Origin of the sequence: Pontixanthobacter gangjinensis, from assembly GCF_009827545.1 — a bacterium.
Classification (GTDB): domain Bacteria; phylum Pseudomonadota; class Alphaproteobacteria; order Sphingomonadales; family Sphingomonadaceae; genus Pontixanthobacter; species Pontixanthobacter gangjinensis.
In genome coordinates this window covers 172,753-199,041 of the sequence record NZ_WTYS01000001.1, presented here as the reverse complement: position 1 = coordinate 199,041, position 26,289 = coordinate 172,753, and the positions used below count along the sequence as shown (strand labels likewise).

Here is a 26,289-nt window from a genome sequence, read left to right as displayed (position 1 = left end):
GGGCCTCCTTGTTAGCTTTGCGAGAATTGAGCGCTTTAGAAGCCGCCCATTCCTCCCATACCGCCCATGCCGCCCATGTCGGGCATGCCGCCGCCAGCGCCTTTTTCTTCAGGCGTGTCAGCAATGGCTGCTTCGGTGGTGATCAGCAGGCCAGCAACCGATGCCGCATCCTGCAGAGCAACGCGAACGACCTTTGTCGGGTCGATTACGCCAGCAGCTACGAGGTTCTCGTAAGTGTCGGTTGCTGCGTTGAAGCCCATTGTCTCGTCATCTTCACGAAGAAGATTGCCGGAGATTACAGCGCCATCATGGCCAGCGTTTGTGGCGATCTGACGGACAGGTGCGATAATCGCCTTGCGGACGATGTCGATACCACGGGTCTGGTCGTCATTTTCGCCCTTCATTCCGGCGAGAGCTTTGGTTGCGTAAAGAAGCGCAGTACCGCCGCCAGGGACGATGCCTTCTTCAACCGCAGCGCGGGTTGCGTGGAGCGCGTCATCAACACGGTCCTTGCGTTCCTTCACTTCAACTTCAGAAGCACCGCCGACTTTGATCACTGCAACACCGCCAGCAAGTTTCGCCAGACGTTCTTGCAGCTTTTCCTTGTCGTAGTCGGAAGTGGTGGCTTCCATTTGTGCTTTGATTTCACCGACGCGTGCCTTGATATCGTCAGCCGAACCAGCGCCATCAACGATGACAGTGTTGTCCTTGTCGATGGTTACGCGCTTGGCTTCACCCAGCATGCCCAGCGTGACGTTCTCGAGCTTGATGCCGAGATCTTCGCTGATCATTTCACCCTTGGTCAGGATAGCGATATCCTGCAGCATTGCTTTGCGTCGATCGCCGAAACCAGGTGCCTTGACCGCAGCAACCTTCAGGCCGCCGCGCAGCTTGTTGACTACGAGTGTCGCGAGAGCTTCGCCTTCGATGTCTTCCGCGATAATCAGCAAAGGACGACCCGACTGCATGGCCGCTTCGAGAACGGGAAGCATGTCTTTGAGGCTCGAAAGCTTCTTCTCGTGGATGAGAATATAAGGATTTTCGAGTTCCACTGACATTTTGTCGGGGTTCGTGATGAAGTAAGGCGACAGATAACCGCGGTCGAACTGCATACCTTCGACAACGTCGAGCTCGAATTCGAGGCCCTTGGCTTCTTCGACGGTGATGACACCTTCTTTGCCGACTTTTTCCATTGCTTCTGCGATTTTCTCGCCGACTTCCTTGTCGCCATTGGCGGAAATAACGCCAACCTGTGCGATTTCGGAAGTGCCAGCGACGTCTTTCGAACGGCTGACAAGGTTTTCGACAACCTTGGTCACAGCCAGATCGATGCCGCGCTTCAGATCCATCGGGTTCATGCCAGCAGCAACCGACTTCATGCCCTCGCGAACAATCGCTTGGCCCAGTACGGTTGCAGTGGTGGTGCCGTCACCGGCAAGGTCGTTGGTCTTGGACGCAACTTCCTTGAGCATTTGCGCACCCATATTTTCGAACTTGTCAGCAAGTTCGATTTCCTTGGCGACGGTTACGCCGTCCTTGGTGATACGCGGTGCGCCGAAGCTTTTGTCGATGACGACGTTCCGGCCCTTGGGGCCGAGTGTTACTTTGACTGCATTGGCGAGAATATCTACGCCTTTGAGGATGCCTTCGCGTGCGTCACGCGAGAACTTTACGTCCTTGGCTGCCATGTTGGTTTCTCCTGAATTGGTTTGTATGAATTAAAGCGTTAGCGATGACGGATCAGGTAACGATCCCCATGATGTCGCTTTCTTTCATGATAATCAGATCTTCATTGTCGACCCGGACTTCGGTGCCCGACCATTTGCCGAACAACACGCGGTCGCCAGCCTTAACGTCAAGCGGGGTGACAGTGCCGTCTTCTGCTTTGGAACCTGAACCGACCGAGACGATCTCGCCTTCGCTGGGTTTTTCCTGAGCGCTGTCGGGAATAATAATCCCGCCAGCAGTTTTTTGATCGGCTTCGATGCGGCGAACGAGCACGCGGTCGTGAAGCGGACGAAATGCCATAGTGATGACCTCTTCGTTTAAATGGTTAAAACATCTTGGCACTCTCAGGGTGAGAGTGCCAACGAGAGGGAAATGGGTATCCCGATGCCACGAGTCAACAGGTTGGCGCGGGAAAAAATTCAGCACAGACAATCATTCTGTCAGACATCTCCAGTTTGGCAGAGTTTATCTGTGGGTCAGGCCAATCCGGTCCCGCAAGATCCATCTCCAAGTTAGGAAAATAGCGGAAAATGACAAGCCCGTTGCAAGGCCGATCCAAACGCCCGTTCCTTCGAGCGGCGTAAAGAAACCGAGACCAACGGCAAGCCCAAAGCCGGGCACCCAATAGCTGAAAATTGCGATCCACATCGGGACGCGCGTATCCTGCAATCCGCGCAGGGCACCAGCCGCAACCGCTTGCACACCGTCAACCAGCTGGAATGCCGCGGCAAGGACCAGGAATTGCAAGGCAAAACGGACCAGATCGGCATTGGCAGGATCGGAGGGGTCAACAAATATCTGCAATAATGTCTCAGGCACCAGAACCATTGCGGCAGCCGTTAAAGCCATGAACCCGGTGCCGATTGCAAGTGACAGCCATCCCGCAAGTTTGATCCCCTTGGGATCACGCGCACCATAGAAATATCCGACACGAATTGTGGCTGCCTGTCCCACGCCAAAAGGAACCTGGAATGCCAGCGCGGCGATATTGAGCGCCACTATGTGACCGGCGAGTTCCGCTGCGCCTATCCGGCCCATCAAAAATGCCGCCGCGCTGAACACGCCCGCTTCTGCCATTACAGTAAGCGCGATTGGGGTTCCTATCCGCAAGATTAACCAGAAACGCTGCCAGTCAGGTCGCCAAAACCTGTAGAAAATCCGGTAGCGTGCAAGGGGCGCGCTGAGCAAAATGATTGCGACATACGCTCCGAGCGTCACGAAGGCGGTGATGATGGTGGCGACTGCCGCGCCGGTAATACCAAGCTCCGGCGCGCCGAGATTCCCAAAGATGAATGCGTAATTGGCCAGCGCGTTGACCGGTATTCCCAGCGCTGTGATTGCCGTAGCGAAAACCGGGCGGCCCAAGGCAGAGACATAATTGCGCAACACCGATGCGAGTAGCATGGGGATCATCGAGAATATAATCACGTAATTATACTCATTGGCGAGCGCGATGATCGCAGTCTCTTGCCCTGTCAGTTGCATAACCGGGCCGAGCAACAGGCTGAGGCCCATCCCCGCGATACCAGCTAGCAAAGCCAGCCATAGCGCCATTCGTGTCGCCCGGCGGACCGGACGAAATGAAGGGGAGCGCGAGCCGATTGCTTCAGCGATCAGCGGGGCGACAGCGCCTGTTAACGACGCCAGGGTCCAAACTACCAGCCCAAATAAGCCAGCAGCAAGGCCCGACGCTGCAAGCGGTTCCTCGCCGAGCCGCGCGATAAATATCACATCGACGATATAGATCGACATCTGCAGTAGATTGGCAAGCGCCAGCGGCCAGGAAAGCCGCAAAGTGGCTCCTAGCTCTGTGCGCCAAAGTGCCCGTTCGATTTTACGGGGGTCAGCGCTTAGGTCATGCGAATGCGCCATCACAACGGTGTCGGATAGGGAAGCGGCGGCGCGCGACAAAGAGGCAAATTCGAGCTGGGCCTATTTCACGCTGGGGTAGCGTCTATGCCGCCACAGCACGGTGCTTGATTTAGCCTAATCGCGGCGGCAAGAGGGCGGCAACTTTCTGGGAGCATAATTGTGAAATCGATCCGTCTGGCACTATTGGGAATTGCGGTTTTCACGTTAACCGGATGCGGACAATCTGGCGTTTCAGAAGATGAGGCTGAATTTGCGATGGGTGACAGGCCCAAAGCATTCAACCAGTGTGCGTCATGCCACGGTATCGCGCCCGGTGCGAAGCTGATCGGCCCGTCGCTGGCTGGGGTGGTGGGGGCCAAGGCCGGTCATGTCGGCGATTATGCCTACAGCTCTGCCATACGCGAATCCGGCTTGGTTTGGGACGAGGCCTCGCTCGATGCCTATCTGACAAACCCCCAAGCTGCGGTGCCCGGCACAAAGATGAGTTTCGGCGGCCTGAAAGATGCACAAAAGCGCGCCGAGATAATCGGCTATCTGAAGACGCTATGAGGGCTGCCTGAATAGAGGCAGCCCTATCAATACGAGCGTATTATCCGCCTTTGCGGCTGTTCTCTACCTTGGACACAATTTCAGCGGACCAGGTGACCGGGAATTGCGTTTGCGGGTTGAACGTATCGCCTTGATTGGCGGATTCAGCTGCGGCGATTTCTTCTGCGCTCAAAAATTCGCTTGGCTCCAGCGCGAACACGTCCAGACCGCGCGTGATTTCGGTGCCGTAAATGCGGCCCTTATACCAATAGGCTGACCAGTACCCGCCTGTGACCAGCTGGTCTTTATCAATCGGTCCGCGATCAAAATAGGCGATTTCAAACGGGTTGGTCGCGTCGGTGAAATCGATCACACTGATGCCACCCTGATACCATGCCTGAACAAAAATATCGCGGCCCGGAACGGGGATGATTGACCCATTATGCGCCACGCAGTTTTCCTTGTCGCCTTGCGGCGCGGGCAGTTTGTAGAGGCTGCGGAATTCCAGTTTCTGATCGACGATTTCATAGATGGCGTTGGCGCCCCAATTGCGTGGGTCGGTTGCCTGGCAGCGGGGCCGTACGCCGCCGCCCCATTCGTCGGTGAACATCACTTTGGTGCCGTCATTGTTGAATGTGGCGGAATGCCAATAGGCGAAGCCCTTGTCGGTCACTTCATCGATCCGCTTGGGGGCAAGGGGGTCGCTGATGTCGAATATAATGCCATTGCCCGAGCAGGCGCCAGCAGCCAGTTTCAGGGAGGGAAATACGGTAATGTCATGGCAGTGATTGGTGGAATTGGTTTCCTGTGTCTCGTCGCCATGGTCGCCGCCTTGCCATAGCCCGGCGAGCCGGCCAGTTGCCGGATCGGCAAACACAGCCGGGCTATCGACAATGCGCGATTTGGATGGATCAGCCAGCGGAATTTCAATCACGTCGATACGGAACAGCGCGGTCCGGTCATCACCGGGAACATCTCCGATGCAGCCTGCCAACTCCTTCTCGTCACGAATGCGCGAAGTGCCCGAATTGTAGACGATTAACGCGTCGTCCGATTGCGACACTACCGAGTGGGTATGCGACCCGCGGCATGTCTGAACCTGTCCGACTTGCAGCGGATTGGCCCAATCGGACACGTCGAAAATGCGCAAGCCCCGGAAGCGTTCATCGCTAATCGTCTCTGGCACGCCTTGCAGGCCGCAATCTTTGCGAGCCCTTGTATCCTGAACGCTCATGATCAGCAGGTCGCCAATAATCGAAACGTCACCTTGTCCGCCGGGGCAAACCACCGAGCTCAAAAGGTTCGGCATACCGTCATCGCCTAGCCGATACGCATTGAAACCGTGATAGCTACCTGCAACCAGAATATCGCCGCTGAAAGCCATGTCGGTATTGGCAAAATCGAGCAGCGGTCCGCGTTTTGCGAATTCCGGTTTCTTTGGCTTATCGGGCTCACCGACTTTGAGGGCATCGGCAATTACAGCAACCGCTGCCACCACTTTGCCAAGCTCGCTTTTTTCATCATCGTCTTTCGCGGCGACAATCGGACGCAGTTCGGCCGGATTTGTTGGATCGAAAAAGCCTGTCGGTTTGGGCAGCGATGCCACTTTACGAAGGTTGCTAATCGCTTCACCGGCATTGGTCAGGCCTGCGGTCAAGGTCGCACGCGGATCATCCGATAGGCTGGCAAGGACTGCATTCATGCGTTCGATTTCGGCATTCTGGTCGTTCTTCACTTCGTCGGTGAATTCGAGGAACACCGGATCGGAAGCCGTGCCCGGCTGGCCGATCAGGTCATCGACCATATCAATCGCGCCGGTGTGGTGACGAACCATCAGTTCTAGGAACAGACGGTCAAAATTGGTGCCACGCGATGCTGCCAATTGCTCCATTTGGGCGGGCGTTGCCATGCCCATCATGCCCATATGGGATGCGTGGCCCATGCCGTCCATTTTCAGCGGCTCGCCCTTTTCGGTCAGCCAGTCGGTCATGAATTTGATTTCATCAGCTTGCGAAGAATTGATCCGGCCCGCAACCGCGAGAATTTCTTCCTTATTGGTCCGTTCTCCCACCAACGCGGCCATATCGACAGCCTGCTGGTGGTGAACAATCATGCCCTGCATGAACATTGCATCTGCCGGAGCGTAGGACGCTGAAGCTAGCGCAGTCGCTTCATCCGCGGTCAGCACCTTGACCGGCTGCCCTACTGCGCCCGGTTGAACAATCGGCGCTGTCTGGGCGAGTGTGGGTGCGCTGACCAATATGGCAGCGGTTGCAACGGTTGCGAATAGGCGTGATTTGGCCAGCATGAAGTTCAATCCCTTGTTTTTCGTCGGACGTTGCTGGCGGAGTTTGAGGCCTGTGCCAAGCCCTGTTTGTCGGATGGCCTCAGCCGCTAATCGGAAATGTCTGGCGACAGGCGAAACCGAATATGCCCAATGGAAAAGGCCCAATGGAAAAGGCCCAATGGAAAAGGCCCAATGAAAAAGGGCGGCACCTTGCGGTACCGCCCTCCCATCTGCGGGCGCTTCAAGACACCCACAAAACTCTTAAGCTAGATCACTTGAGCGTACCCAAGCAGTCCGCCAAACTCAATTACTTGAGTTCAACAGTACCGCCGGCTGCTTCGATCTTGCCTTTGATTTCTTCGGCTTCAGCTTTGTTCACGCCTTCTTTGACCGCTTTAGGAGCGGACTCGACGAGTGACTTAGCTTCGGTGAGGCCCAGGCCAGTGATGGCGCGGACTTCTTTAATCACTTGGATTTTCTTGCCGCCGTCGCCGGTAAGAATGACGTCAAATTCGTCCTTCTCTTCAACAGCTTCTGCAGCAGCAGCAGGACCGGCAACTGCAACAGCAGCAGCGGCGCTAACGCCCCATGTATCTTCCAATGCAGTGGCAAGTTCAGCCGCTTCAAGGACGGTCAGTTTCGAAAGTTCTTCAACTAATTTGGCGATATCTGCCATGATTTAATACTCCAAAAAATGCTTGGCGGGAGCGGGTGTACCGCAGCCCGAAATGTTCAAAGAAAAACCGCTTACGCCGCTTCTTTGGTGCTGTACGCACCGAAGACACGGGCAAGTTTGGCAGCGGGTGCATTGACGACCTGAGCGATTTTCGTCGCCGGTGCGTTGATGAGCCCAACCAATTTGCCGCGAAGCTCGTCGAGGCTCGGCATAGAGGCAAGAGCCTTCACACCAGCTTCATCGAGCATCTGCCCGCCCATTGATCCGCCGACGATTTCGAGCCTGTCGTTCGTCTTGGCGAATTCCACAGCAGCCTTGGCAGCAGCGACAGGGTCGCTTGATGTTGCCAGTGCAGTCGGGCCGGTGAGCAAGTCACTGAGGCCTTCATATGCCGTGTCTTTCAGGGCGAGGTTGGCAAGACGGTTCTTCGCAACCTTATACGATGCGCCGGCTTCCCGCATTTTCGTACGCAATTCGGTGGATTGCGCCACCGAAAGGCCCAGATTGCGAGTGACAACTACGACACCGCTCTCTGTGAAAGTTGCGTTAAGTGCAGCGACCGCGTCGGATTTTTGCGAACGATCCATGCCTTACTCCTTCACTATGGCCGTGTGGCAGTAACGCCAAACGGCCGGCTACATTTGTCCAATCCGCCGGAGCGAAAAGGGCGAGTCCGTTGTTGGGGAAGGAGGTGCGCTGCCAATTATTGGAGCAAGCGCGGTACGAAGGCCTTGTGGGCGCTTCGTGAAAATCTCTGTCCCCGTCTCGGCTGGAGATTAAGAAGGCCAGATTGCCTTCGCCAACTGTCTCGGACGGATGTCCACTGAGCCCGTCAGCCCAGTGAACGAGGGCGCGTCTAGCGGACCCGGTGCAGGAGTCAACCGATTTGACGACACTGCCCTGGCCCTGAAACACAAAAGGCCCACCGCGTTCGCGGCAGGCCTCTTGCTGTAATAAGATTAGGCGGAACTACATTCCGTCAGCTTTGTCGTCCATTGTTTCTGCTTGAGCTTCGAGCTCCGCGGCTTCGCCGGTGTTACCAGCTTCCTCTGCGATTTCAGCTTGCGCTTCAAGAACGTCAGACTTTTCGTCGATCACTTCAGCTTGTGCTTCTGTTACGTCGTCCATTTCTTCGCCGAGGTCTTCCTTTGCGCCATCACAGGCAGTGAGAGCAAAAGCAAAAGGGAGAGCGACCATCATAATTTTCTTCATAATCAATTCCTTCTGTTGATTCGAAGGCCAACTAGCAGTCCTCGAAGCTCATGGCGAGTCTGCGTGGTAGCCAAGCAAATCACCCGGCTGGCAATCCAGTTCGCGGCAGATTGCCTCTAGCGTAGAGAAACGTATAGCCTTGGCTTTACCAGTTTTAAGGATCGACAGGTTGGCAAGGGTTAAACCCACGCGTTCAGCCAATTGCGTCAGGGTCATCCGGCGTTCGTGGAGCAAATCGTCGAGTTTCACGGTAATTCTCCCGGTTTCATTATCCTCTGGCATCAGACGGTTCCTTCCAAATCGTCACGCAACGCGGTTCCGTGGCGGAAGACCCGGGCGAGAATGAACAGAAGGAGGGCAAGCAGCAATCCTGTCAGCGAGAATTCGAAATCCAATTGCAAATTATCGATTTGCGTCTGAATCCAGCCGGCCACAGCTGTCGCTGGGAAAGCGGCGAGTTGCATGGTCAAGGTAATCCAACCCATCCGCGCCAAGCGGTCGGCATTGACCGGGATAAACGGGTCGCCTTGGGCAACGCTGCCAATGATCCGGCGCAAATTCACCAGCCAGGTTATCGCCAAACAGAACAAAGCGATGACTACGAGCATAAGCACTATAATCGGCCCGATCAGGCTCGATCCCGCGGCTTCAGGATGCTCTGCCACGATTTCGGCAACAACTTTGCCTTGATTGAAGAGCAAAATTGGAATGGCGATCAGCAATAACGATGCTGCGAAGGCCATGACGGCCATGATGAAATTAACGATCCAACGAGCGGCTGTTAGCAGCGGATCTCTTTTTACTAAGGGCATGGGGTCTCTCCGCTTCTAGCTTCAGGCTGCGACGCTAAGGGTCACTATCTCGCTAACCTGGGCCCCGCTAACCTGGGCCTCGCTAGCCTGAGCAGGTGGTACGGTGACGACTGGCATCATGGTTGCAGATGCAATGAGAAGCGCAGCAAAGGCCGCAAGCGAATTTTGGAACAGATTTGTCATTTGTTGATCTCCAATATGGTTGATATCGGTAATCAATAAGGGCGATTCGATTTATTGTCAATCAATAATATCGAAAAACAATATGCCGAGGGTTGTTTTTCGATAATAACCGTAAGGGCAGCTTAGTCGATAAGGGGCCAAATCGCCAATTTTTCTGCATTGTGCCATCCGCCAATCCTGAGGTCATTACGGATTGGGTTGGTGTGCGGGCCCAGCGGGGTAAAGCGCACCGGCCAATGAGTGGCGCGGGCCGATCCGGGGCGGTTTTCATACACAATCCCTTCCGCCAATGTGAATCTGATCCATTGCGCCAGCCCATTGGTTGCCGCGGTTGGGATTCCCAAATCTATCTCATTCTCTCGGCTGAGCGCAGGATAATCTGCGGCGTTAAAATCGAACCGGAACAATGTCCGCGGATCACTGCTTAGCGCTATGTTGGCACTGGCGGGATTGAATGTTCGAACGGGCCCGAGGTGACGTTCGAACAGCGACAAATCGAATCCTTCCACCTCGCCCAAAGCCATCGAAGATCCTGAAAATTCGACTGCCGCGACAAGGATTTCTGCACTATCGGGAATGAAGATGGCGCCGGGCGCGCACAGTTCCTGTCTTGCGTGTTTTAAAGCGGGGAGCACACTTTCTCCGAGCAAATCATCTGAAAATATCTCCGAGATGACCAGGTCGGCGCCGCCATCCAGATCGCCATTCCGGTCAAGCATCCCCGAATGCCGACCGATTACCGTGATTTTCTCGGACAAGCCATTTGCGGCGACTATCTCTCTGGCAGTAGCCGCCAGCATCGGATTGAGTTCGCATGCTATCACTTTTTCCGCGCCGGCTCGTGCAGCGATCATCGCCAGCAGACCCGACCCAGTCCCGATATCAAGCACTTTTCGGCCAGGAGCGAGCCGTTCAATAGCCTTACGGTAGAGCTGGTTGCGCTGCGTATCGCGCAGCATGCCATGGTGGAATTTGGGCACCTGATGGCTGCTTACCAATCGTCCGAACGCCGCCATGCGCGGGTCTCCGGGCACCTCGGCCAATGCCTTTGCAGCCAAGGAGAGGGCAAGTTCCCCCCTGTCGCTGGTTGCCAACTCCATCCCCGTTCGCAAGAATGCTTCAACGTCTCGATGGAGCGGCGGCTTGGCGGGTTTGTTCATTGCGGTTTTCTGACGGAATGCCGCTAAAATGCAAGTCGCAGGATTGGACCGCAGTTTGGGGCCAAAGTTTGGGACCAAAGTATGGGACCAAAGTATGGCCCCAAAGTATGGTGGAGCCTATTTCTATCAGATGATCGCCCTGCAATCGTTTGACAGTTGGCACCCCAAATCCTATATGACCGTCAATCGCTTACTTCGAGCGCGAGCGGCCTTTACGCGAGGGCCGGTCCAAGAACGGAAGTGGCGTTTCCATAGTCGCGACGTTTTCAAGCTGCAGCAGTGCCTAATCGGGTGCGATTCGCTGCGGCTATTTTGCGTTTTCGATAATGGCGTGTTCCGCGCGCAGACACATATTTACCGCTGGCTACCAAGTGCCAGCCTTACTGATAAAGAGGCGACTTACCTCCATGGCGACCAAGGCAAAACCAATTCGTAAGACCGGGGCGAACACCGGTACTGCGAAAAAACGCATCCGTAAGATTTTTGGCGATGTTCACGAAGTTGTGAAAATGCCAAACCTGATCGAAGTCCAGCGCGAGAGCTACGAACAGTTCCTCCGCAGCGACCCTTCGATTGATTATGTTTCAGGTCTCGAAAAGACGCTTCGCAGCGTGTTCCCGATTCGCGATTTCGCCGGCACTGCCGAGCTTGATTTCGTGCATTACGAACTTGAGCCGCCAAAATACGACACAACCGAATGCCGCCAGCGCGGTATTACTTACGCGGCGCCGATGAAGGTGACGCTGCGTTTGATCGTGTTCGAGGTCGACCAAGAAACCGAAACCCGTTCTGTACTCGATATTAAAGAGCAGGATGTTTACATGGGCGATATGCCGCTCATGACCGGCAACGGCACGTTTATCATCAATGGCACAGAGCGCGTTATTGTCAGCCAGATGCACCGTTCGCCGGGTGTGTTGTTTGACCACGATCGCGGCAAAACCCACTCGTCGGGTAAGCTTCTGTTCGCCGCACGCGTAATTCCTTATCGCGGTTCGTGGCTCGATTTTGAATTCGACGCCAAGGACATTGTCAATGTTCGTATCGACCGTAAGCGCAAGCTGCCGGTAACCAGCCTGCTGTTCGCGCTGGGCCTCGATCACGAAGGTATCCTCGACCACTTCTACGACACTGTTACTTGGGAACGTGTCGCCGGGAAGGGCGGCGCAGAGGGTGGCTGGAAAATGCCATTCGTTGCCGATGCATGGCGTAATGCCAAGCCGGCATTCCCGCTGGTCGATGCCAAAACTGGCGAAGAAATCTTTGCCGCCAATCAGAAGATTAGCCCGCGTGCGGCCAACAAAGCTGCCAAGGATGGTCTTGAAACGCTGCTGATCCCGACAGAAGAAGTCTTTGCGCGCTATGCCGCTCGCGATCTGATCGACGAGAAAACGGGCCGCATTTACATCGAAGCGGGTGATGAAGTTTCGGCCGAGAACCTCGAAATTCTCGACAATGCCGGGATCGACCATCTCGAACTGCTCGACATCGATGAAATCAACACCGGCCCGTGGATCCGCAACACACTTGCAGTCGACAAGGCCGAAAATCGCGACGAAGGCCTCGAAGCGATTTACAAAGTCATGCGTCCGGGTGAACCGCCAACCAAGGAAACCGCAGAAGCTCTGTTCGAAGGCCTGTTCTTCGATGGTGAGCGTTATGACCTTTCTGCTGTTGGCCGTGTGAAGCTCAACATGCGTCTTGAACTGGACGCCGAAGACACCGTGACCACCCTGCGTAAGGAAGACATCCTCGCCGTGGTCAAGGAAATGGTCGATTTGAAAGACGGCAAAGGCGAGGTCGATGACATCGACAACCTCGGCAATCGCCGTGTTCGTTCGGTTGGCGAGCTGCTGGAAAACCAGTACCGCGTTGGTCTGCTTCGTATGGAGCGCGCCGTTAAAGAGCGGATGAGCAGCGTCGATGTTTCGACTGTTATGCCGAACGATCTGATCAATGCGAAGCCGGCGGTTGCTGCGGTTCGTGAATTCTTCGGCTCGTCGCAGCTGTCGCAATTTATGGATCAGACTAACCCGCTGTCCGAAGTCACCCACAAACGCCGTGTGTCGGCGCTTGGGCCGGGTGGTCTTACACGAGAGCGTGCCGGCTTCGAAGTCCGCGACGTCCACCCAACCCACTATGGCCGTATCTGCCCGATTGAAACGCCGGAAGGCCCGAACATTGGTCTGATCAACAGCCTCGCATCGTTCAGCCGCGTCAACAAATACGGTTTCATCGAAACGCCTTACCGTTCTGTCAAAGACGGCAAGGTTACCGGTGAAGTGAACTATCTGTCGGCGATGGAAGAGCAGAAGCATGCGGTTGCGCAAGCTTCGGCTGCCCTCAACGACGATGGTACTTTTGTTGAAGAGCTCGTTTCGGCCCGTCAGGCTGGCGAGTTTGTAATGCTGCCCAACAATCAGATCACGCTAATGGACGTTTCGCCCAAGCAGTTGGTTTCGGTTGCGGCCTCGCTCATTCCATTCCTGGAAAATGATGACGCCAACCGCGCATTGATGGGTTCGAACATGCAACGTCAGGCTGTGCCTTTGGTGAAAGCCGAAGCGCCGTTTGTCGGCACCGGCATGGAAGAAACTGTGGCGCGCGATTCGGGTGCTGCGATTTCGGCTCGCCGCGGCGGTATCGTCGACCAAGTCGATGCAACGCGTATCGTTATCCGTGCGATTGGCGATGTCGAAGCTGGCCAGTCCGGCGTCGACATTTACACTCTGCAGAAGTTCCAACGTTCCAACCAGAACACTTGCATCAACCAGCGCCCGCTGGTGAAGGTCAATGATGTGATCGAAGAAGGCGATATTATCGCCGACGGTCCGTCAACCGATCTGGGTGAACTGGCGCTTGGCAAGAACAGCCTCGTCGCGTTTATGCCGTGGAACGGTTACAACTACGAAGATAGTATCCTCATTTCCGAGCGCATCGTGAAGGATGATGTCTTCACCTCGATTCACATCGAGGAATTCGAAGTCATGGCCCGCGATACCAAGCTTGGGCCGGAAGATATCACACGTGATATTCCCAACGTCGGCGAGGAGGCACTTCGCAACCTCGATGAAGCCGGCATCGTCTATATCGGCGCGGAAGTGCACCCTGGTGACATTCTGGCCGGTAAGATTACACCGAAGGGCGAAAGCCCGATGACACCGGAAGAAAAACTTCTCCGCGCCATCTTTGGTGAGAAAGCTTCGGACGTCCGCGACACATCCATGCGCCTCCCGCCAGGTGTGGCGGGCACAGTTGTCGAAGTGCGTGTGTTTAACCGTCACGGTATCGAAATCGATGACCGTACGCGGGCAATCCAGAACGAGGAAATCGAACGTCTGCGTAAAGATAGCGCCGATGAACGTGCGATCCTCAACCGCGCGACTTATAACCGCTTGCACGACATGCTGCTCGAAGGAACGGCCTCGGCTACTCCGAAGGGCGTCAAGAAAGGCGTCACAATCGACGCGGAAATTCTTGACTCGGTTGATAAGCACGAATGGTTCAAATTTGCGGTTGCCGACGACACTCGTCAGCAGCAGCTGGAAGCCATCAAGTCGCAATATGACGATGCTGTGAAGATCATCGACGACAAATTCCGAGACCGTAAGGAAAAGTTGGAGCGCGGCGATGAACTCGCTCCGGGTGTCCTCAAAATGGTCAAGGTATTCGTTGCGGTAAAGCGCAAGCTCCAACCGGGCGATAAAATGGCCGGACGTCACGGGAACAAGGGTGTCATTTCGCGGATCCTTCCGCAAGAAGACATGCCGTTCCTAGAAGACGGTTCGCCAGTCGACATCGTGCTCAATCCGCTGGGTGTGCCTTCGCGGATGAACGTGGGGCAGATCTTCGAAACTCACTTGGGCATGGCCGCACGTGGTCTTGGCCAGCAGGTTACCGAAGCCTTGCAAGAGTGGAAGCGCGAAAACCCGAACGCGGCTGAAGATTACGCCAAGGCGACTCCGCCAGAAGCAGTAATTGAACGCCTCAAGCACGCTTACGGTGATGATTATCACGGTGAAATCGATGCACGTTCAACTGCGGAAATCGTCGAACTGGCCGGTAATCTGACCAATGGTGTGCCAATGGGTACGCCAGTGTTCGATGGTGCCCGCGAAGGCGATGTCACCACCATGCTTGAAAGAGCTGGCTTGCCCGGTTCGGGGCAGGTTGATTTGTTTGATGGCCGCACCGGTGATTGCTTCGACCGTAAGGTGACAGTGGGCTATATTTACATGCTCAAATTGCACCACTTGGTCGATGACAAGATCCACGCCCGTTCGATTGGCCCCTACTCGCTTGTTACCCAGCAGCCGCTGGGCGGTAAGGCGCAGTTCGGTGGTCAACGCTTCGGTGAGATGGAGGTCTGGGCACTCCAGGCCTACGGCGCAGCTTACACGCTGCAGGAAATGCTCACTGTGAAGTCGGATGACGTGATCGGACGGACCAAGGTTTACGAAGCTATCGTCAAGGGTGACGATACCTTCGAAGCGGGTATTCCAGAGAGCTTCAACGTTCTCGTCAAGGAAATGCGCAGCCTGGGTCTCAATGTCGAATTGTCCTCGATCACCGATGGTGACGATGATGATGGCATCAAGATCGCAGCCGAATAAACCGCACGAATATTGATCCCACCCCTCCCGAGCCGGGAGGGGAGACGGAGCTAAATTATGAATGATCTAACCAAATTCACCAACCAGCTCGCAAAGCCGGATACTTTTGACCAAATCCAGATCGGTCTGGCCTCGCCAGAGCGCATTCGCAGCTGGTCCTTCGGCGAAATTAAGAAGCCGGAAACCATCAACTACCGCACGTTCAAGCCTGAGCGTGACGGCCTGTTCTGCGCCCGCATCTTTGGTCCGGTGAAGGATTACGAATGCCTGTGCGGCAAGTACAAGCGGATGAAGTATAAGGGCGTCGTCTGCGAGAAATGCGGCGTTGAAGTGACCGTGACCAAGGTCCGCCGCGAGCGGATGGGCCACATCGAACTGGCCGCGCCAGTTGCGCACATCTGGTTCCTGAAATCGCTGCCTTCGCGCATCGGCCTGTTGCTCGATATGCAATTGAAGCAGCTTGAGCGAGTTCTCTATTTCGAGAGCTACATCGTCACCGAGCCGGGCCTTACGCCGCTGGAGAAATTCCAGCTGATGACCGAAGACGAATTGCTCGAAGCGCAAGACGAATACGGCGAAGACGCGTTCTCCGCCGGCATCGGCGCCGAAGCAGTCAAATTCATGCTTATGGATCTCGATCTCGAGCAAGAACGCGACGATCTGATGGAAGAGCTGCGGGTTACCAAATCCAAGTTGAAACCAGCCAAGATCATCAAGCGTCTGAAAGTCGTCGAAAGCTTCATCGGTTCGGGCAACCGCCCTGAATGGATGATCCTTGAGGTGGTTCCGGTTATTCCGCCGGAATTGCGCCCGCTGGTGCCTTTGGATGGCGGCCGTTTCGCAACGTCCGATCTTAATGATCTGTATCGCCGGGTTATCAACCGTAACAACCGTCTGAAGCGCCTGATTGAACTGCGCGCACCGGACATCATCGTGCGCAACGAGAAGCGCATGCTTCAAGAAGCCGTCGATGCGCTGTTTGACAACGGCCGCCGTGGCCGCGTGATCACTGGTGCCAACAAGCGTCCGCTGAAATCTTTGAGCGATATGCTCAAGGGTAAGCAGGGCCGTTTCCGCCAGAACCTTCTTGGTAAGCGTGTCGATTACTCGGGCCGTTCGGTTATTGTGACCGGTCCGGAATTGAAGCTTCACCAGTGCGGTCTGCCAAAGAAGATGGCGCTCGAGCTGTTCAAGCCGTTCATCTATGCCCGTCTGGATGCCAAAGGTCTTTCGATGACCTTGAAGCAAGCCAAAAAATGGGTCGAGAAAGAGCGTAAGGAAGTCTGGGATATTCTGGATGAAGTCATCCGCGAACACCCCGTCATGCTCAACCGCGCACCAACGCTTCACCGTCTTGGCATTCAGGCGTTCGAACCCGTATTGATCGAAGGTAAGGCTATCCAGCTTCACCCGCTGGTCTGTTCGGCCTTTAACGCCGATTTCGATGGTGACCAAATGGCAGTTCACGTGCCGCTTTCGCTGGAAGCCCAGCTCGAAGCACGCGTGCTGATGATGTCGACCAATAACATCCTCTCTCCTGCCAATGGTAAGCCTATCATCGTTCCTTCGCAGGATATGGTTCTCGGCATCTATTATCTTTCGATGGACCGTCAGGAACATACTCCTGAATTCGCCGAAGAAAATGGTGAGAAGATCGAGAAGCTGCCACGCTTTGCCGATATGGCCGAAGTGCATCACGCTTTGGAAGTCGGCGCAGTTACGCTCCACTCCAAGATCATCACCCGCGTCCCGCAGGCTGACGAGAAGGGCAAGATTGTCCTTACTCGCTTCACCACCACGCCGGGCCGTTTGCTGATTGGCGAATGTCTGCCGAAGAACCACAAGGTACCTTTCGACATCATCAACCGTCTTCTGACAAAGAAGGAAATCGGTGACGTTATCGACCAAGTTTACCGTCACACCGGCCAGAAGGACACTGTCCTGTTCGCCGATGCGATCATGACGCTGGGCTTCAGCCACGCGTTTAAGGCTGGTATTTCGTTTGGTAAGGACGACATGATCATCCCTGACAGCAAGGATGGCATGATCGCCGATGCGAAAGCACTGGTTGCTGATTACGAACAGCAATATCAGGACGGCCTGATCACGCAGCAGGAAAAATACAACAAAGTCATCGACGCTTGGTCGCGTTGTGGTGACACTGTTGCTGACGCGATGATGGACGAGATTAAAGCTCAACCAATCGACAGCGATGGCCGCCAAGCGAACATCAACTCGATCTATATGATGGCCCACTCCGGTGCGCGTGGCTCGCCTGCCCAGATGAAGCAGCTGGCGGGTATGCGCGGTCTGATGGCCAAACCGTCGGGCGAGATTATCGAAACACCGATCATCTCGAACTTTAAAGAGGGTCTGACCGTTCTCGAATACTTCAACTCCACCCACGGTGCCCGTAAGGGTCTCGCGGATACGGCGCTGAAAACCGCTAACTCGGGTTACCTCACACGCCGTCTGGTCGATGTGTCGCAAGATTGCGTCATCGTCGAGGAAGATTGTAAGACCGATCACGCGCTGGAAATGCGTGCGATTGTTCAGGGTGGTTCGGTTATCGCATCGCTCGGTGAGCGTATTCTGGGCCGGACAACCGCCGAAGATCTGATCAACGCGAAGACTGAAGAAGTCATCGTGAAATCAGGCACCTTGCTTGACGAGCCAATGGTTGCGGAAATCGAAGCGGCTGAAGTTCAATCGGCCAAGATCCGTTCACCGCTGGTTTGCGAAGCAAAGCAAGGTGTTTGCGGCAAATGTTACGGACGTGACCTTGCTCGCGGTACTCCGGTCAACATCGGTGAAGCTGTCGGCGTTATCGCTGCACAGTCCATCGGCGAGCCGGGCACCCAGCTGACGATGCGGACATTCCACATTGGCGGCGCGGCGCAGGTTAACGAAACCAGCCATCTTGAAGCTATCTCCGATGGTACTGTCGAATATCGCGATATGCCCACCATTACCGACAAGAACGGCCGTATGCTGTCCTTGGCCCGTAACGGCGAAATCGTGGTTATCGATGCCGAGGGCCGTGAGCGTGAAATGCACAAGGTTCCTTACGGCACCATGCTTCTCAACAAAGGCGGCGCGAAGATCAAGGAAGGCGACCGTTTGGCGGAATGGGATCCCTTCACTCTGCCAATCATCACCGAGCAATCGGGCGTGGTGCGATTCCAGGATCTGCTCGACGGCACGACCATGGAAGAACGCGTCGACGATGCCACAGGTATCGCCCAACGTGTTGTTACCGAAAACCGTGCAACTGGCCGTAAGAAGAAGGAAGACATGCGTCCGCGTCTGACCCTGCTGGGTAAAGGCGAGGAAATAAGCGAAGACGGCGAAACCGATGCTCAGCGCTATATGCTGGCACCGGGCACCTCGCTGTCGGTTGATGATGGTCAAGAAGTGCAAGCGGGCGACATTCTTGCCCGTGCATCGCGTGAGGCATCGAAAACCCGCGACATCACCGGCGGTCTGCCGCGTGTTGCCGAGCTGTTCGAAGCGCGTATTCCGAAAGACAATGCGATCATCGCCAAAATCTCCGGCAAGATCGAATTCGTCCGCGAATATAAGGCCAAGCGCAAGATTGCGATTGTTCCCGAGGAAGGGGATCGCGTCGAATATCTGATCGCCAAGACCAAGGTGATCGACGTTCAAGAGGGCGATTTCGTGAAGAAGGGCGATACGCTCATCTCGGGCAGCCCGAACCCGCATGACATCCTTGATGTCCTCGGTGTCGAACCGCTTGCCGAATATCTGGTCGACGAGATTCAGGAAGTGTACCGTCTGCAAGGCGTGAAAATCAACGATAAGCACATCGAAACGATCGTTCGTCAGATGTTGCAGAAAGTTGAAATCACCAATGGCGGCGACACGACTTTGCTGGCCGGCGAGCAGGTCGATTTCGAAGAGATGGAAGAATACAACGCCAAGCTCGACAAGAAGCAGGAGAAAGCGACAGGCAAGCCTATCCTTCTCGGCATCACCAAAGCTTCGTTGCAAACACGTTCGTTCATCTCGGCGGCTTCGTTCCAGGAAACCACTCGCGTGCTGACGCAGGCGGCGGTTGAAGGGAAGAAGGATACGCTGATCGGTCTGAAGGAAAACGTGATCGTTGGCCGTCTTATCCCTGCCGGTACCGGCGCGGGTATGAACCGGATGCGGGTAACGGCTTCCAGCCGCGATGCGGCGCTTCGTGCACAGTGGAAGAAGCAGCAAGACGCGCTTGCCGCTGCCGAAGCTGCTGGCGAAGTCACCGAAGAGCCGGAAACAGAAATGCCGGTTGATGCACCGATGGATGAGGCCGCAATGGCCGCGGCCATGGGCGCTGTTGCCGATACGCCGGAAACTCCTGAAGCCGAATAGATTTCAGGCTTTCCGAACAAAATCACCCCGCTGGAGCTTAGGTTCTGGCGGGGTTTTTTGTGCCGAAGAGCGGCATGATCTAATGGTGTGAGCCACATCACAGGGCCCGGTGATAATCCCTGTCACAAGCCCTACGGATCTAGGGGAGATCCCACGCAACTCTCGTTTCAGGGAACGATCACATGAAAAAACTACTCGCAATCGCCGCCGCGCTTGGAGCGCTTTCACCCGCGACACCGGCCTTCGCCGGTGGTGCAGCAGTGTGCATCGATCTGTCTGACAACAGAACCAATGAGCAGTATGATGGAGAGTATTTTATGCGTTGGGGCGCGCAGCCGAGCGTCGATGGCGATGACGCGATAAAGGCGGCGCGGGCTGACCATCGAAAGAACTATCCGGACAGGACACCATATTGCCGCCGTAACCCCACGCATCTCGATACCGGCACGGCATATTTCGTGCTGATCAAGACCAAGCGGACAAAGACCCGGAGTGGCGGTCACTTCAACAGATGGGCGCTTGGCTTTGGCCGGAACCGCGCAGCAGCGCTGGCCGATGCCAAATCAGAAATGCGCCAGAGGGACAGGCTTTGGACAGAATCTGGCCACGGTTACACGATTGACGACGAAGACAACTTCTAAGCGGCCCTGAACCGCTTGGGTGCCCGCCGGATAGACGACCCCGTCCGGCGGGCTAAAATGTTACAATCACCTGAATTTTCGGTGCCTCATTGTAACGGCCGACTCTAATTGTTCAGATAAACTCTGCGTTCGGACCTGACCGGGATCGAGCCGAGGTCGGTGAATACAAGATTCATGCGAACGGAATAGGCTGCGGTCAGTGTCATGTAATCGACGCCCGATGCGGTGGCTCCCTTCGCAATTGTGAAGTTGATCGTGCCAGTCTTTTCGCCTTTCAAAATCGCCTCGTTGAACACAGTGGTCAAGGCAGTGTCGCTGGGCGTGGGATAGACCGTAGCCTTTCGCGCGGCTTCGTCGATTGCATTGTCGATGGAATTCTGAGCAAAATAGTAGATGCCGAGATTCATCGTGGCGAGCAGCATGACGATCAGCAGAGGCGCGACCAATGCGAATTCGATTATCGCGCCACCACGTGCATCCTTGCGTAATATACTGGTGAACGCTCGCATCATGGCAACCTCACCACAACAGACCCGGTCAGCTTGGAACTTTGGACAAAATCAGCAATCCCCGAAACATCCAGAATCGGGTCGTAAGTATCTGCGACATCGATTTGTATATACCGCGCCCGCACGTCCGATGATCCTGGACAGAGCCCCAATATGTCTAAGGTCTTTTTTGCGTTGCACTCGGTCCATTTTGCTATGGTAATCTTTGACGTACTCAATCCGCTGAGGGAGGCAATTTCATCTTTAATGTCAGTATCAGTTGGCAGCGTAGCGCCGCTGGCGACGACATAATCCGCGCCCGATTGTGCATATTGCTGCAAATTCATCTTGTAGCCAAAACCCATCACGAAATCGGCAGAGGCGAGTGTGATCATGGCCAAGACCGGCAAGATGATGCCCAGCTCAATTGCGGCTGTGCCTGCACTGTCGCGGCGGAGGATGGAAAGTAGGCGCATCATCATTCCACCAACCTGACCGCGCCGCCGCCGCCGAAAGACGAAGCCCCGGAACCCGAAGGACATTTGTTAGTGATATCGGTGTTGCCCTCAAACGCGGCATAGAGCGCCACAATCTGTAAGCAATCGGTGACCATACTGCTGTTGCCTGTAAACTTCACCCCGACGCTGGGCGCATAGATTGATCCCTGAAACGACGAGGAGGAATTACCGGTTACGTTCAGATAATTGCGCGCTGTATCGGGCGTGCGTGGATCCTGATACATCAACACACCCGCATAGGTGCCTGTCGTTGGTGCGGACAATTGCACCGTTGCCCCACCCGCTGCATCGAATGTGCCGACTTTCCTATCGTTGAACGGACTTGCGGTGCTGGTGAAAATCAGCGTGACGCCGGTGCCCTTTAACGTAGCCCCTGCCGCGATACTGATGCCTTTTTCTCCGATCAGATAGACACCAGGCATCAAAGTTGTGGTGCCGCCAGTGATCTGCAGTCCAAGAAAACAATTTCCGCTCGTTGCCGGATTGATAGTCGTGGAGGCTTTGATCAGCGGCCAGCTGTTAGGTGAGCAACTGCTTTGCGCGTTCGGCAGGGGCAGTTTGCCTGCATAGGGGTCGGCTACGGCATCAATTCCGTCATTCACTTTGGTATCAGCCGACACGGCTCCGCCAGTGTTGACTATGCCGACGGCGGACAATGCGCCAACGTCGATATAGTCCGAAGTGGTCGCATCGAAATTTGAATTCGAAGCGAGACCGCAGCTCATCACCACCCGCGAACTGCCCGATATGGTAACGCCGGTCGACGAGGTATCTAGCGTAATCACGCAGTTGGGAACTTCTTGAGCGTTCAAAGCGACTGCAGACGCCCTGATTGTTGGGGCAGTAGAAAGGAAAAGGCTAGAGAATGGCAACGCCTGCTTGGTGCTCAGTACGACCCGCACCGCATTAGTATCATCTTTATATTTGCCGACTGATGGTGGGGATTGGACCGCATCGGTAGTGAAGCTGCGCAAGGCATTATGCGCGAGCGATTCTTGGGTTGCTTTGTCCGGGTTGTGCTTGTCGGCAAGCGCACGTGCGCCAGCCAAGGCACCCAGATCAGCGGCCGAGTGAAGCTGGCGCTTCCAGACCACCCATTGGGCAATATCAATCCCGATTCCGACCGTGCCAAGCAAAGGTAGCAAAGACAGTCCGAAAACAGCCAAAGTATTACCCCTCACATCCTTGAGGAGCGATTGCAGGCTTCTGCGACTCTTTTGCGATGCATTCATGCCGACGCTCTTTTTAATTATTCTTCTTGCAAGCGCCGACATACAAGCCCGCATGTTCTTTATTCGTGAAAGAGCATGGTAAATTGGCTGTTAAGAAAGCCATCAACTATTTCAAAAACCTGTTAAATTACAAATGGTTATTAGCAAATCCAACATGATTCCAAATGTAAACTGTTGTATCGCGCGATCAGGCGTAAGCCATTTTCTCCAACGCGGAGAAGGCTTCGAGCGCGCCCGCATCCCCGAACGGGCTCAACTGGCTGATGAACACTCCCGCAATCCCCGCTTCGGGATCGATCCAGTAATAGGAATTGAATATTCCGGCCCACGCGAGGCTTCCTGCAGAGCGCCCGCCCGCGACCGGATCGGGATTAATCATGAATCCAAGCCCCCAGCCGGTGTGCTGGTCGGGCATTGCGTCAAATGGCGGGGCGAGGTCAGGCATGGCCGATCCCATATAACCAGCGCGCAAGTTGCCTATCTGGTTGCGCGACATTTCAGCGATGGTTTCTTCGCTGACAATACGATTGCCGTTCAGTTCGCCGCCGCGGAGGATCATTTGCAGGAATTTACCATAATCGGGTGCAGTGGAGGACAGTCCGCCGCCGCCGCTGTTAAACTCGCCGCCGCCCAGATTCATTGGTGAATGCGCCCAGCCACCGCCAGGCTGGCGAGTGTGAACTTTCGCCGCATCTTCGGGTAATTGTGGCCGGAATGCAGTGTCCTTCATACCGAGCGGCCCGAGAATATACTGAGAGAGATAGTCACCAAGTGTCATGCCCGATGCTGCCTCCACGGCAAGCCCGACCCAATCGGTTCCGACGCTATATTCCCATTTGTCTCCCGGATCGAACATCAGCGGCATCGTAATGCTCGCCTTGGTGCCGGGCGCAGGCATGGCGGTAGCCGCGAAATATTGGAGGACTTCTGGGTGGACGAAGAAATATCCGAGGCCCGAAGTGTGGGTGAGAAGGTGGCGCAAAGTAATCGGACGCGCAGCAGCGCGCAATTGCGGTTTTCCGTCCTCGCCAAAACCGGTCAGCACCTGCGGGTTGGCCAATTCGGGCAGAACATCGCCTATCGGCCCGTCGAGCGTTAGTTTGCCCTGCTCCACCAATTGCATAGCGGCGATGGATACCAGCGCCTTGGTCATGCTCGCGATCTGGCAAATAGTATCCAGCTTCATCGGGGTTCTGGCGATAGCATCTGCCTCTCCCCAGGCTCCGCTGAACCGGACCGAATCGCGGTCAACAATCATGGCGGTGGCACCGGGTAATCCGGCGGATGAAATCGCTTCGGCGATAATTGTGTCAGATGTCATGCTCGCAATGCTAGCTGTGCATTTTGGCAATGGGAAGCCCGATGCGCGTCGCAGCTTGTTCAGTCCGGCTGCACAGGCTAATCGCGCCAGCATGACTGAAACCATAACCCGCTTTGCCCCATCGCCCACTGGCCGCCTTCATGTCGGCAACATTCGCACCGCGCTGCACAATTGGATGCTCGCCAAGAAATTGGGCGGAAAATTCATGCTGCGGATCGACGATACCGATCCCGAACGGAGCAAAGAAGAATATGTCGACGCAATCCGCGCCGATCTGGCGTGGCTCGGCATTCATCCGGACGGCGAAGAACGCCAGTCTGCGCGGCTTTCCATTTATGAAGATGCGTTTGAAAAGCTGCGTGACGCGGGGCGAATCTACCGCTGCTATGAAACGTCGCAAGAGCTGGATTTGAAGCGCAAAGTCCAGCTTGGCCGCGGCAAGCCGCCTATTTATGACCGTGCTGGTCTGGAATTATCTGACGCCGATCACGCAGCCATGGAGGCTGAGGGCAAAGCTCCGCACTGGCGGTTTAAGCTTGATCACGATGATCCCATCGCTTGGGAAGATTTGGTGCGCGGCCCGCAGAAGTTTGACCCAGCAACGCTTTCCGACCCCGTGATCCGCCGCGAAGATGGCTCATGGCTGTATATGTTGCCTAGCGCTGCCGACGATATTGAAATGGGCATCACCGATGTGCTGCGGGGCGAGGACCATGTGTCGAACACGGCCGTGCAGCTCCAAATGTTCACCGCGCTGCGAGATGCCGGATTCGGGCCGATTGATTGTCCGATAGCCACTCGCTGGCCTCACTTTGCACATGAGGCGCTGCTGGTGGGCAAGGAAGGCAAATTGTCGAAGCGGCTTGGCTCGTTAGGCTGTGACGCATTTCGTGAACGGGACATAGAACCGCAGGCGATTATCGCCCTGCTGGCGCGGCTTGGCACCTCTCAGCCAGTTGAACCGATTGCCAATGTCGCTGCATTGATTGACAGCTTTGCGCTGGAAACATTCGGCCGCGCTCCCGCGAAGTTTGACGATACCGAACTCGACCGGATCAACACCGCGATTGTTCACCAGATGGAATATGAAGTGGTGAAAGACCGCCTGCCGGAGGGGATGGGCGAAGAAGCATGGCACGCCATCCGCCCTAATCTTGAAACCGTGAGCGGGGCGCAGGATTACTGGAAGATCGTCACTGGCCCGATTGAGCTACCCGAATTTTCCGATGATGACCGCACCTATCTGGCAGCGGCGGCGGCGGCGCTGGACTTTACTGCAGGCGACCCGTGGCACGCGCTGACCGGCACGCTCAAGGAAAGCACAGGCCGCAAGGGCAAGGAATTGTTCATGCCGCTGCGCCAGGCGCTGACCGGCCAGAACCACGGCCCCGATATGGGCGAGTTGCTGCCGGTTTTGGGCGAAGATGTTGCACGGCGGCGGCTAGAGAGGGCTGCTGCGTAGCGGCTGTTTTTAGAGGGGAAAGCGGACATTACGCTGACCTGTTTTCTAGTGGCTCGTTATTGCTCAGAAGTCGCTCGCAACGTTAACCCACTAATCTCGTTCCTCATCTTCAGATCCATTACCGGGGCGGATCCTGCTGGACAACCATTGGTATATCCCAAGACAAATCAAACTAAACATTGCCACGAAGAATATGGCGGCTGCATAGACCGCATTCGAAACGTTGAGCCTCGTTGCAGAAAAGATCATCACCAATGCCTCAAGGCTCGATGCGATGACGATGATCGTGACGAACCCCGTTAGAGATTGCCGAGATTCGGACGAAGACCGCAGCTCTCGTTTGCTGAAAATCTCTTCTTCCGCGATAAACGCGGCGGTTTCGACGATCGCGAACCCGATGATGAGTAGCCCGACGCTTTGAAGCGCAGCCGTTGAAATAGCTTCATAAGTGGCCAGTGCGTTCACGACATCTATAATCGCAATCACGAGCATGAGCATGGCAAGCAGCAGCAGACTGATAGTCGCCGCGATAAAATAGATTCGCGAAACGGCATCATATACTGGCTTGAGCTTCAGCTTCATTTTCTCCTCCTGCGCTCTTTCCGCATTTGCGGGATGCACGGAGAAAGCGTCACAGCCCGCCTACGGACCGAGGGTTTTGCGACTGTGGCGGCGTGCAGTCGCGTCTATCGACCTTTCTCCCAGGCTATGCAAAGCGCCCAGAACGCATCTTTCACCAGCGTTCAAAAATATCAAATGCGGTCATTACCAAGGTTGATCTTCATCAATCAGCTAGGAAGAAAACAGGTCTGAAATTGGATCGCTAGCACCCGTTATACAATTTGGGTTCGTCGACTTCTCTGATTGTAGCGCGAGCAGACAAGCTGATTTCGAATTCGCGTCCCACGCGGTCTCCGAGCCTATTCCCCTTCAGCCGCCGCCATCATATCCATGAAATTGCGCGCGGCCTCGCGGTCGCCTTCATCTTTGAAGCTGGCTCCCAAATCGGGTGCTTCGCCGAGCATGTAGAGCAACGACCATAGGGCGAAGCGTTTGCCGCGGTCTTTTTCCAGGCCGAGATCGACCAGCATCCGTTCGGTCCCCGAAGCCATCGCCGCAGGGGTCATATCGGAAATATCCGAAGCCGCGAAATAGCGTTGGAGAAGGTCGCCGAAATCCACC

General features: G+C 55.4%; 23 protein-coding genes. 6 read left to right on the top strand and 17 right to left on the bottom strand.

Annotated features, from left to right (window positions below):
* Positions 1-35: 35 nt before the first annotated feature.
* From groL to GRI36_RS00910, 3 genes are all read right to left on the bottom strand, one after another.
* The gene (gene groL, locus GRI36_RS00920) at positions 36-1,688 is read right to left on the bottom strand and encodes a chaperonin GroEL (RefSeq protein WP_160596756.1); all 1,653 of its coding nucleotides are present in this window, start codon (positions 1,686-1,688) and stop codon (positions 36-38) included.
* 52 nt (positions 1,689-1,740) lie between these two features.
* Positions 1,741-2,028 (bottom strand): co-chaperone GroES, encoded by a 288-nt coding sequence (locus tag GRI36_RS00915; protein ID WP_160596755.1) that lies wholly within the window; start codon positions 2,026-2,028, stop codon positions 1,741-1,743.
* 165 nt (positions 2,029-2,193) lie between these two features.
* On the bottom strand, positions 2,194-3,600 hold the full coding sequence (locus GRI36_RS00910; protein ID WP_160596754.1) for an MATE family efflux transporter: 1,407 nt from the start codon (positions 3,598-3,600) through the stop codon (positions 2,194-2,196).
* Positions 3,601-3,759: 159 nt separating this feature from the next.
* Between GRI36_RS00910 and GRI36_RS00905 the strand changes: the two genes are divergently transcribed.
* Entirely contained in the window at positions 3,760-4,149 is a 390-nt protein-coding gene (locus GRI36_RS00905; RefSeq protein ID WP_160596753.1) for a c-type cytochrome, read from the top strand.
* Positions 4,150-4,189: 40 nt separating this feature from the next.
* Here GRI36_RS00905 and GRI36_RS00900 read toward each other — a convergent pair whose 3' ends face one another.
* The 8 genes from GRI36_RS00900 to GRI36_RS00865 all read right to left on the bottom strand — a co-directional run bounded on the left by GRI36_RS00900 (position 4,190) and on the right by GRI36_RS00865 (position 10,458).
* A complete protein-coding gene (locus tag GRI36_RS00900) occupies positions 4,190-6,436 on the bottom strand; it encodes a DUF305 domain-containing protein (protein WP_160596752.1) in 2,247 nt (748 codons plus the stop codon).
* Positions 6,437-6,722: 286 nt separating this feature from the next.
* The gene (rplL, locus tag GRI36_RS00895) at positions 6,723-7,091 is read right to left on the bottom strand and encodes a 50S ribosomal protein L7/L12 (protein ID WP_160596751.1); all 369 of its coding nucleotides are present in this window, start codon (positions 7,089-7,091) and stop codon (positions 6,723-6,725) included.
* 71 nt (positions 7,092-7,162) lie between these two features.
* Positions 7,163-7,678: a 50S ribosomal protein L10 gene (gene rplJ, locus GRI36_RS00890; RefSeq protein ID WP_160596750.1), complete on the bottom strand. Its 516-nt coding sequence runs from the start codon at positions 7,676-7,678 to the stop codon at positions 7,163-7,165.
* 382 nt (positions 7,679-8,060) lie between these two features.
* Complete coding sequence (locus tag GRI36_RS00885; RefSeq protein WP_160596749.1) at positions 8,061-8,303, bottom strand: hypothetical protein; 243 nt, start codon at positions 8,301-8,303, stop codon at positions 8,061-8,063.
* A 48-nt stretch (positions 8,304-8,351) separates the two neighbouring features.
* Positions 8,352-8,585, bottom strand: a complete 234-nt coding sequence (locus tag GRI36_RS00880) for a helix-turn-helix domain-containing protein (RefSeq protein WP_160596748.1) — start codon at positions 8,583-8,585, stop codon at positions 8,352-8,354.
* Positions 8,585-9,115, bottom strand: a complete 531-nt coding sequence (locus GRI36_RS00875) for a DUF2975 domain-containing protein (RefSeq protein ID WP_160596747.1) — start codon at positions 9,113-9,115, stop codon at positions 8,585-8,587. Before GRI36_RS00875 ends, GRI36_RS00880 begins: the two co-directional genes overlap by 1 nt.
* Before the next feature lie 21 nt (positions 9,116-9,136).
* Complete coding sequence (locus GRI36_RS00870; protein WP_160596746.1) at positions 9,137-9,298, bottom strand: hypothetical protein; 162 nt, start codon at positions 9,296-9,298, stop codon at positions 9,137-9,139.
* A 122-nt stretch (positions 9,299-9,420) separates the two neighbouring features.
* Entirely contained in the window at positions 9,421-10,458 is a 1,038-nt protein-coding gene (locus tag GRI36_RS00865) for a 50S ribosomal protein L11 methyltransferase (RefSeq protein ID WP_160596745.1), read from the bottom strand.
* A gap of 94 nt (positions 10,459-10,552) precedes the next feature.
* On the opposite strand from GRI36_RS00865, the gene GRI36_RS00860 reads away from it, so the two are divergent.
* The 4 genes from GRI36_RS00860 to GRI36_RS00845 all read left to right on the top strand — a co-directional run bounded on the left by GRI36_RS00860 (position 10,553) and on the right by GRI36_RS00845 (position 20,086).
* A complete protein-coding gene (locus GRI36_RS00860) occupies positions 10,553-10,894 on the top strand; it encodes a hypothetical protein (protein ID WP_160596744.1) in 342 nt (113 codons plus the stop codon).
* The gene (gene rpoB, locus GRI36_RS00855) at positions 10,866-15,071 is read left to right on the top strand and encodes a DNA-directed RNA polymerase subunit beta (RefSeq protein WP_160596743.1); all 4,206 of its coding nucleotides are present in this window, start codon (positions 10,866-10,868) and stop codon (positions 15,069-15,071) included. Before GRI36_RS00860 ends, rpoB begins: the two co-directional genes overlap by 29 nt.
* Positions 15,072-15,128: 57 nt before the next feature.
* On the top strand, positions 15,129-19,445 hold the full coding sequence (gene rpoC, locus GRI36_RS00850; RefSeq protein WP_160596742.1) for a DNA-directed RNA polymerase subunit beta': 4,317 nt from the start codon (positions 15,129-15,131) through the stop codon (positions 19,443-19,445).
* A gap of 182 nt (positions 19,446-19,627) precedes the next feature.
* Positions 19,628-20,086 (top strand): hypothetical protein, encoded by a 459-nt coding sequence (locus GRI36_RS00845; RefSeq protein WP_160596741.1) that lies wholly within the window; start codon positions 19,628-19,630, stop codon positions 20,084-20,086.
* A 104-nt stretch (positions 20,087-20,190) separates the two neighbouring features.
* Here GRI36_RS00845 and GRI36_RS00840 read toward each other — a convergent pair whose 3' ends face one another.
* From GRI36_RS00840 to GRI36_RS00825, 4 genes are all read right to left on the bottom strand, one after another.
* On the bottom strand, positions 20,191-20,598 hold the full coding sequence (locus GRI36_RS00840) for a TadE/TadG family type IV pilus assembly protein (RefSeq protein WP_160596740.1): 408 nt from the start codon (positions 20,596-20,598) through the stop codon (positions 20,191-20,193).
* The gene (locus tag GRI36_RS00835; RefSeq protein ID WP_160596739.1) at positions 20,595-21,056 is read right to left on the bottom strand and encodes a TadE/TadG family type IV pilus assembly protein; all 462 of its coding nucleotides are present in this window, start codon (positions 21,054-21,056) and stop codon (positions 20,595-20,597) included. The genes GRI36_RS00840 and GRI36_RS00835 overlap by 4 nt, the downstream gene beginning before the upstream one ends.
* Positions 21,053-22,324 carry a pilus assembly protein TadG-related protein gene (locus GRI36_RS00830; protein ID WP_160596738.1) on the bottom strand — a complete coding sequence of 424 codons (1,272 nt, stop codon included), beginning with the start codon at positions 22,322-22,324 and terminating at the stop codon, positions 21,053-21,055. Before GRI36_RS00830 ends, GRI36_RS00835 begins: the two co-directional genes overlap by 4 nt.
* Positions 22,325-22,511: 187 nt before the next feature.
* Positions 22,512-23,645, bottom strand: coding sequence for a serine hydrolase domain-containing protein (locus GRI36_RS00825; RefSeq protein WP_160596737.1), 1,134 nt, complete (start codon positions 23,643-23,645; stop codon positions 22,512-22,514).
* A gap of 91 nt (positions 23,646-23,736) precedes the next feature.
* Between GRI36_RS00825 and gltX the strand changes: the two genes are divergently transcribed.
* Positions 23,737-25,107, top strand: coding sequence for a glutamate--tRNA ligase (gene gltX, locus GRI36_RS00820; RefSeq protein WP_160598970.1), 1,371 nt, complete (start codon positions 23,737-23,739; stop codon positions 25,105-25,107).
* 90 nt (positions 25,108-25,197) lie between these two features.
* Here the strand turns inward: gltX and GRI36_RS00815 are convergent, their stop codons facing one another.
* Both GRI36_RS00815 and GRI36_RS00810 read right to left on the bottom strand, forming a co-directional pair.
* Positions 25,198-25,689 carry a hypothetical protein gene (locus GRI36_RS00815; RefSeq protein ID WP_160596736.1) on the bottom strand — a complete coding sequence of 164 codons (492 nt, stop codon included), beginning with the start codon at positions 25,687-25,689 and terminating at the stop codon, positions 25,198-25,200.
* Between the two features lie 338 nt (positions 25,690-26,027).
* A complete protein-coding gene (locus GRI36_RS00810; RefSeq protein WP_160596735.1) occupies positions 26,028-26,288 on the bottom strand; it encodes a protein kinase family protein in 261 nt (86 codons plus the stop codon).
* Position 26,289 lies beyond the last annotated feature (1 nt).